This is a genomic window from Colwellia sp., from assembly GCF_013215345.1.
Classification (GTDB): Bacteria; Pseudomonadota; Gammaproteobacteria; order Enterobacterales; family Alteromonadaceae; genus Colwellia.
On sequence record NZ_JABSOV010000032.1, the window covers coordinates 13,890 to 20,775 of the forward strand.

Annotated in this window: 5 protein-coding genes and 1 riboswitch; of the genes, 2 read left to right on the forward strand and 3 right to left on the reverse strand. The window is 38.6% G+C overall.

Going from position 1 to position 6,886, the window contains the following annotated elements; translation table 11 throughout:
• The 3 genes from HRT50_RS06860 to orn all read right to left on the reverse strand — a co-directional run.
• Positions 1-1,568 (reverse strand): tetratricopeptide repeat protein (locus tag HRT50_RS06860; protein ID WP_291612708.1); only part of this gene is annotated, 1,568 nt, incomplete at its 3' end.
• Between the two features lie 145 nt (positions 1,569-1,713).
• Positions 1,714-1,796: riboswitch (cyclic di-GMP riboswitch) on the forward strand.
• A gap of 284 nt (positions 1,797-2,080) precedes the next feature.
• Positions 2,081-3,856 carry a DUF885 family protein gene (locus tag HRT50_RS06865; protein WP_291612715.1) on the reverse strand — a complete coding sequence of 592 codons (1,776 nt, stop codon included), beginning with the start codon at positions 3,854-3,856 and terminating at the stop codon, positions 2,081-2,083.
• Between the two features lie 110 nt (positions 3,857-3,966).
• Positions 3,967-4,512 carry an oligoribonuclease gene (gene orn / locus HRT50_RS06870; protein ID WP_291612717.1) on the reverse strand — a complete coding sequence of 182 codons (546 nt, stop codon included), beginning with the start codon at positions 4,510-4,512 and terminating at the stop codon, positions 3,967-3,969.
• Between the two features lie 98 nt (positions 4,513-4,610).
• Here orn and rsgA point away from each other — a divergent pair, with 98 nt between their 5' ends.
• Together rsgA and asd are read left to right on the forward strand one after the other, a co-directional pair.
• Positions 4,611-5,669, forward strand: a complete 1,059-nt coding sequence (gene rsgA, locus HRT50_RS06875) for a small ribosomal subunit biogenesis GTPase RsgA (RefSeq protein WP_291612719.1) — start codon at positions 4,611-4,613, stop codon at positions 5,667-5,669.
• A 52-nt stretch (positions 5,670-5,721) separates the two neighbouring features.
• Complete coding sequence (gene asd / locus HRT50_RS06880) at positions 5,722-6,573, forward strand: archaetidylserine decarboxylase (protein ID WP_291612752.1); 852 nt, start codon at positions 5,722-5,724, stop codon at positions 6,571-6,573.
• Positions 6,574-6,886 lie beyond the last annotated feature (313 nt).

Below are 6,886 nucleotides of genomic sequence, written 5' to 3' on the forward strand. Positions count from 1 at the left end.
TCTTGCCAGTTTTCTACCACTAAATAAGCAACTCTTAGAGGGTATTGAAATTTACGTGCTTTTTTAAAAGCCAATTGATAGTCAAATTTAGTTTGCATGGGACCGGACATGGCATAACTCGGTTTTTCAATTTCTTCATAGGCTAAGTTTATTCGCTGTGATCTTAACCTCAGAAAAAACCCCAGTAAGGTCATAATCAATAAGCAAACAAGCGCGGATAAACTAATAATAATGGTGCGTTGCTTTTGGTACTTATCGACAAAACTACTCGATAACTCACTACTTCGTGCTAATTTTAACGCCAATTTTCTCGACTCTTCAATAGGCTCAACGATAGCTTGAGGGCCTGTGGTAAAATGAGATAATCCATGGGATAACGTCGAAGCTTTTTTCATATCATGCAGTTTAGTTAGTAGTACCTTGCTATGTTTTTCCCGCCAGAGGTATGCACTTTGATAATTTTCATGGGCAAGGTGCATCTCTGCAACCATGCGGTAAAAACCAGCAAACTGCAACGAAATATCTTTGCCATCTAAAAGCACTAAAACTTGATTTAACAAAGTATAACCCTCACTAGTTTGCTGCTGGTCTAACTTCGCCTTAACCAGTGCGACCATAGTTTCAATTTGCTCATCAAGCATGTCGTTGTGCTTAAATATAGTGATTGCTTGCTCTAATGATTCAATAGCAGCAGGAAGCTGTTGTTGAGTAAGTAATGTAATGCCTAACCCCTTACTTGCATAGGCGGCACTGATAGGTGCTTGCTTATTATCAGCATGTTTTTTAGACTGCCAAAAAGCATTGTAAGCATCATCAAAACGCTGCAAATAGAAATACGCATAACCCAAATATAAATAGGTCTTATCAAGGTTTGCCACTTGTCCCATTTCAAACCTTAATTTCAAAATTTTTAACTGCATAGTCAATGATGTTTGATAATCACCTAGATGGTGATAGACCATGGACAAGATGGTTAATAGTTCAATATGTTCGGTCAATTCACTTTTGCTAATACCTCGTTCAACCTGTTGTAAATCCGATAAAGCCTGTTGATGTTTTCCCAGCATGGCAAAAGCGACACTACGATAACTAAGTAAAAGTAATTGATGTTTGATATTACGGCTGTATTCACTATTGTTTACTGCCGTTTGAATCAAAATAAGTAGCTGCTGATACTGCTTTCTCGCAACATAAACTTCCGCCAACTTTAACAAAAGCGATAGTTTTATTTTTTTATCCCGGCTATTTACCGATAAACCACTTTGAGCAAAGTCATAAATATTGTTGATATTTGCTTGATTACTAGCAACATTAGCGGACAGTAAAAAAACTTTGGCAATAATATCATTAGAGAAAAGTTGACGGTTATCAATAATTTTAGCTGACAGCTGTTTCACCGTATCAGCATTGAGCGACTCACTATTGACCTTTAAGAGCTTCAGCACCTGATTAGTCAATATTATTTGCTCAGAAGAAGACTGGGCATAAGTATTGACTGCAAATAATGAAGCCAGTGTTAGCAGTTTAAAAGTAAATGTTATGAAGGGAAATAACCGCGCACTAGTCATATTCATACCGTTAGTGATTGAAAAACAAACCATTGAAAATTATCCAATAGTATTGATTACTACTTTTAACCTATAAAGCGAAGCAAAAGTAGCCTTTTCTGTTTACATTTATAAAATTCAACCTATAATGAAATTGAGCTTTACAGCTTGATAAGGGCAAATCTAATGAAAGTTAGAGACGCAAAGTTACCGGTCTAAAGGGAAACCTATGATAGCGGGACTACCAAGTTTAGATATAGTGGGGGCTTATCTTAATTCGATAATCCACTATCTGTTTCTTCCGTTTTCTTTGCGTGCTCCATCTCCCTTATTCCTTTAAATCCCTTCTGGAATAGCCACATCATCCGTTCTGTACAAATTATTTATGAAGATTATATCGCTACTATTCAATCAAGTAACTTGTAATGCCGTTTTGTGCTCTCGATATTTACCTCATTAAATAAAGCGAATAGCCAAATACTACCTAAGGTAAACCAGACTATTCACTGAGATAAATAAAAGTTATTGCATGATTATTTTTTTTCTATTGCCTGCTCATGGATATACTTCATAACAACTTTATCCATCATAGATAATGGCATAGAGCCGTGCTTGAGTAATTGATCATGAAAGTCTCTTAAATCAAAGTTTTTTCCTAATGCTTGCTCTGCCTCATTACGTAAGCGTTTAATTGTTAATTCGCCCATTTTGTATGACAGTGCTTGCCCAGGCCAAGAAATATAGCGATCTATTTCTGTAGTCACATTATGCAGTGACAAAGCAGTATTACTCGCCAAAAAGTCAATCGCCTGTGCTCTACTCCAACCTTGAGTATGCATTCCGGTATCAACAACTAAGCGACACGCTCGCCACATTTCATAAGTTAAGCGACCAAAATTATGATAAGGGTTTTCATACATGCCGGCCTCAATGCCAAGATATTCAGAGTACAAGCCCCAACCTTCACCAAAAGCTGAAATGTAAGTGCGATTACGAAACTTTGCCACATCAACCATTTCTTTTGCTAAAGATATTTGTAAATGATGACCTGGCACAGCCTCATGGAGTGTTAGTGCTGTTAAGACATATAGTGGTCGTCGGTCAAGTCTATAAGTATTTACCCAGTAATTACCTGGCTGATCATCACGAGATGAACCTGCATATCTGCCCGTAGTGTACTTAGGAGCAATATTTGCCGGTACTGCCATAACACCATAAGGCGTTCTTGGTAGTGTTTTAAAGAGCGATGGTAATTTAGCATCCATTTTTTTAGCAATAAAAGACGCTTCTTTTAATAGCTCTGTTGCTGTGCTTGCATAAAATTGAGGATCACTACGTAGAAATTGTACAAACTCAGCAAAATCCCCATCAAAGTCAACTTGCTCTATAATAGCTTCCATTTCTCCACGGATACGCTTTACTTCCGCAAGGCCTTGTTGATGCACTTGCACTGCTGTCATAGGCAAGGTGGTATAATGCTCCAATCTATTTTGATAATAAGCTTCGCCATTAGGCAGTGAACTAGCGGCAATATTGTCACGAGCATTAGGTTGGTACTCATTAACCATAAAGTCATAATAAACTTTATAGGCGGGCATAACTTTAATGCTCAACACATGCTTAGCTTGTCGTTGTAAATCTTTTTTCTGGCTTGAGCTGATAAAAGCAGACATTTTATCAAAAGGTTTATAGTAGCTACTCTTAGTGACATCTTCTTTAATAAAGGCCAAGATGGATTGCTCAAAGCCCTTAAGAACTATTTTAGGTTGGCTAATTCCTTGTTTAAGCCCTTCTTTCATCCAGTTAGTTTGCTGTAAGAAATAGTTTGGCAAGGCAGCTAAACGTGCTAAATAATCTTGGTAATCGACAAATGTTTTAAAATCACCTTTCGTGGAAATACTTGCTATCCAAACATGAAAGCCTGACTCGGCCGTAAGTGGCATGAAGTGCTCTTTGTTAGTGTAATTATCTAACTGATTTTTTAGGCTGTAGCTAAGAACTGATAAATTAATCTGATTATCTTGTGTTAATTTTTCATCATCTAAGGCCAATAATTGCTGATATATAGCTAAACGCTGTTGGTAGTGCGTTAATAGTGTATCTGCTGATAGGTTTGGTAATTTAGCATTAGTTCCCCCAACCTCAGGCTGATTAAAAGGGCTTGATTGTAGATAAAACGCTTCATGAGTTTGAATAATAATAGCTAACTGTTGATTTTCGTTATTATTATCTACATTCGCGGCATGGCTGGCATTGATTAGGCAAATGCTCAGCGCAAAAAGCACTAAGCAAGTGATTACAGTTTTCATTGGAGTTACTCAAATAGGAAGGTGGCACGATAATAACGCTATATAATTTTTCGTGCCTTAGTTTTTTGTATCTTTATTGTTAGCGCTAGAGGCTAAAGTTATAGTTATAGTTATAGTTTGAAGAATAGCTCTCTATAAACTTTTAACTCTGCAATAGACTCTTTTATATCATCGAGTGCTAAATGCGCGCCAGTTTTAACCACTGAGTCTAGCACTTCTGGCTTCCAACGCCTTGCCAGCTCTTTTATCGTACTGACATCTAAATTACGGTAATGAAAATGATCTTCAAAGTCTGGCATATATTTATTAATAAAGCGTCTATCCTGCCCGATACTGTTGCCGCACATAGGAGATTTCCCTTGAGGAACCCACTCTTGCACAAAAGCCAAACTCTGCTGTGTTGCCTCTGCTAAGCTTACCTCGCTATCACGACATCTTTTCGTAAGCCCTGATTTGCCATGATGTTCAATACACCACTGGCTCATATTATCGAGTACTTCATCACTTTGACTGATGGCAAAAATTGGCCCTTGCGCTAAAATATTTAAATGACTATCGGTGATAATGATAGCGATCTCTAAAATAACATCACCCTCAGGCTCAAGCCCCGTCATTTCCAAATCAAGCCAAATTAAATTACTGTCATTACCCGCCATAAAGTTCCCTTAAAAAAATGCACAAGCATTCATATATTATTGTTAGTATAATACGCCAGAACTAAGTTGGATCAAATTAAATAGTATGAATAATTAACATGGCTAAAACAAAAAAATTGACCGAAGGTCAACAAAGGCGAATTAAAGCCAATCATGATAAAAGGCTACAAGGCAAAAGCACTAAAGGTAAAGATAAAGTGCAGTGGGATGATGGCGACCTAGGAGCTCCAGAGCAAGGGACCATTATTAGTCGATTTGGCCAGCACGCCGATGTCGAAAATAACCAAGGTGAGGTATTCCGCTGTAATTTACGCCGCTCTATTTCCTCTCTTGTATGTGGAGATAAAGTGCTGTGGCGTCTTGGAAATGAAACCCAGCATAGTATTACCGGCATTATTGAAGCCGTACATGAGCGTGACTCTGTTTTAAGTCGCCCAGATGTTTATGACGGTGTTAAACCCATTGCCGCTAATATTAGCCAAATTCTAATTGTCTCTTCGGTATTGCCGGTTTTTAATAGTGATATTATTGATCGTTATTTAGTCGCTGCCGAGCAAACGGGTATTACTCCCGTTATAGTACTTAACAAAACTGATTTGTTAGACAGTATTTCCACAGACGAACAAGCAGCGATCAAGAAGCAATTACAAATATATCAAGATATTGGCTATCAAGTTCTTTATGCCAGTAGTAAATCACGTGAAGGCATAAACGAACTTAAACTGCAGCTGGCGCAACATACCAGTATTTTTGTCGGTCAGTCAGGCGTGGGTAAATCAACCTTAGTTAATGCCTTAATGCCTGAGCTAGGGATTTTAACAAAAGAAGTCTCAGAAAATTCAGGTTTAGGGCAACATACCACCACAGTGGCGCGTTTATATCACTTTATGCAGGGCGGCGATTTAATTGACTCCCCAGGTATACGTGAGTTTGGTTTATGGCATTTAACACCTAAACAAGTTTGTCATGGTTTTATCGAATTTTCCGATTTTCTTGGCCTATGTAAATTTAGAGACTGTAAACATCAGAGCGATCCAGGTTGTGCGCTAATTGCCGCTGGCGCGGATGACAAGATCAGCCCTGCTCGCTTAGCGAGTTTTCAGCGTATCTTAGCCAGCCTCAATGATAATACATTAACCTCACGTTTTAATAATTAAGGAAAAATGAGTGTCTTCAAAAAATAATCTTAGCGATAAAATTAAAATAACCATGCAATATATGATGCCTAAACACGCTATTTCACGTTTAGTTGGCAAGCTAGCCGCGGCAAAAATGGGTTGGTTAACCACTAAACTTATTAGTATGTTCATTAAGGCATACGGTATCAATATGGGTGAAGCTAAACTAAAAAAAGCCAGTGACTTTAATACCTTTAATAACTTTTTTACCCGCGAATTAGCTGATGGTGCTCGAACCATTGATAATGATAAAGATGCCATTTGCTACCCTGTAGATGGGGCGATTAGCCAACAAGGTGATATTGTTGACGGGCAACTTATCCAAGCAAAAGGCTTTAATTACAGTTTAACCTCTTTATTGGGCGGTGATGCCGCCACAGCAGCACCTTTTCAAGGCGGTAAATTCTCTTGCATTTACCTTGCCCCAAAAGATTACCATCGCATTCACATGCCAATGGCAGCCACGTTACGTGAAATGATTTATATTCCCGGGGAGCTGTTTTCCGTCAACCCACTAACAGCCGAAAATGTACCCGACCTTTTTGCCCGCAATGAACGTGTGGTCGCTATTTTTGATACCCAATTTGGCGAGCTTGCTATGGTATTGGTCGGCGCAACAATTGTTGCCAGCATTGAAACCACATGGGCAGGTACTATCACCCCTCCTGCAGGCAAGGACATCTTCAGATGGCAATACCCTAAAGATGGCGTAGACGCTATTACATTTGAAAAAGGTGACGAAATGGGCCGCTTTAAGTTAGGTTCAACGGTAGTTAGCACCTTCGCTCCAAAAATGTTGAGTGAATTTGCAGTAAATGCTGGTCCTGGCACAGTCACCCGCCTTGGCGAACTCTATGCTTCATTAGATAAGTCGGAAAAATAGACTGTTTACCTATACCAAGCCATATAAAGAAGTGACTACTTAGAATGACATGAGCGACGTTAGAACAAACAAAAATTATGTAGATATAGTCATTCTACATCAAGAAAATTTTGTGCAGTTATCATGGTGCTCATGTATTCCCAAAGGGCGAGTTTTAAAGACTGATATGCTGCGTTATTAATTTTGACAATAGAATAACTATTCTCTTCAATCAAAGCCTTGCGCCTAAGCCTTTAAATTCTCGCTAAGCGATCACTTACTTATGCGGATTGGTATGAGTACGAATATCAAGCAACAAAACGGTTGCTCATTT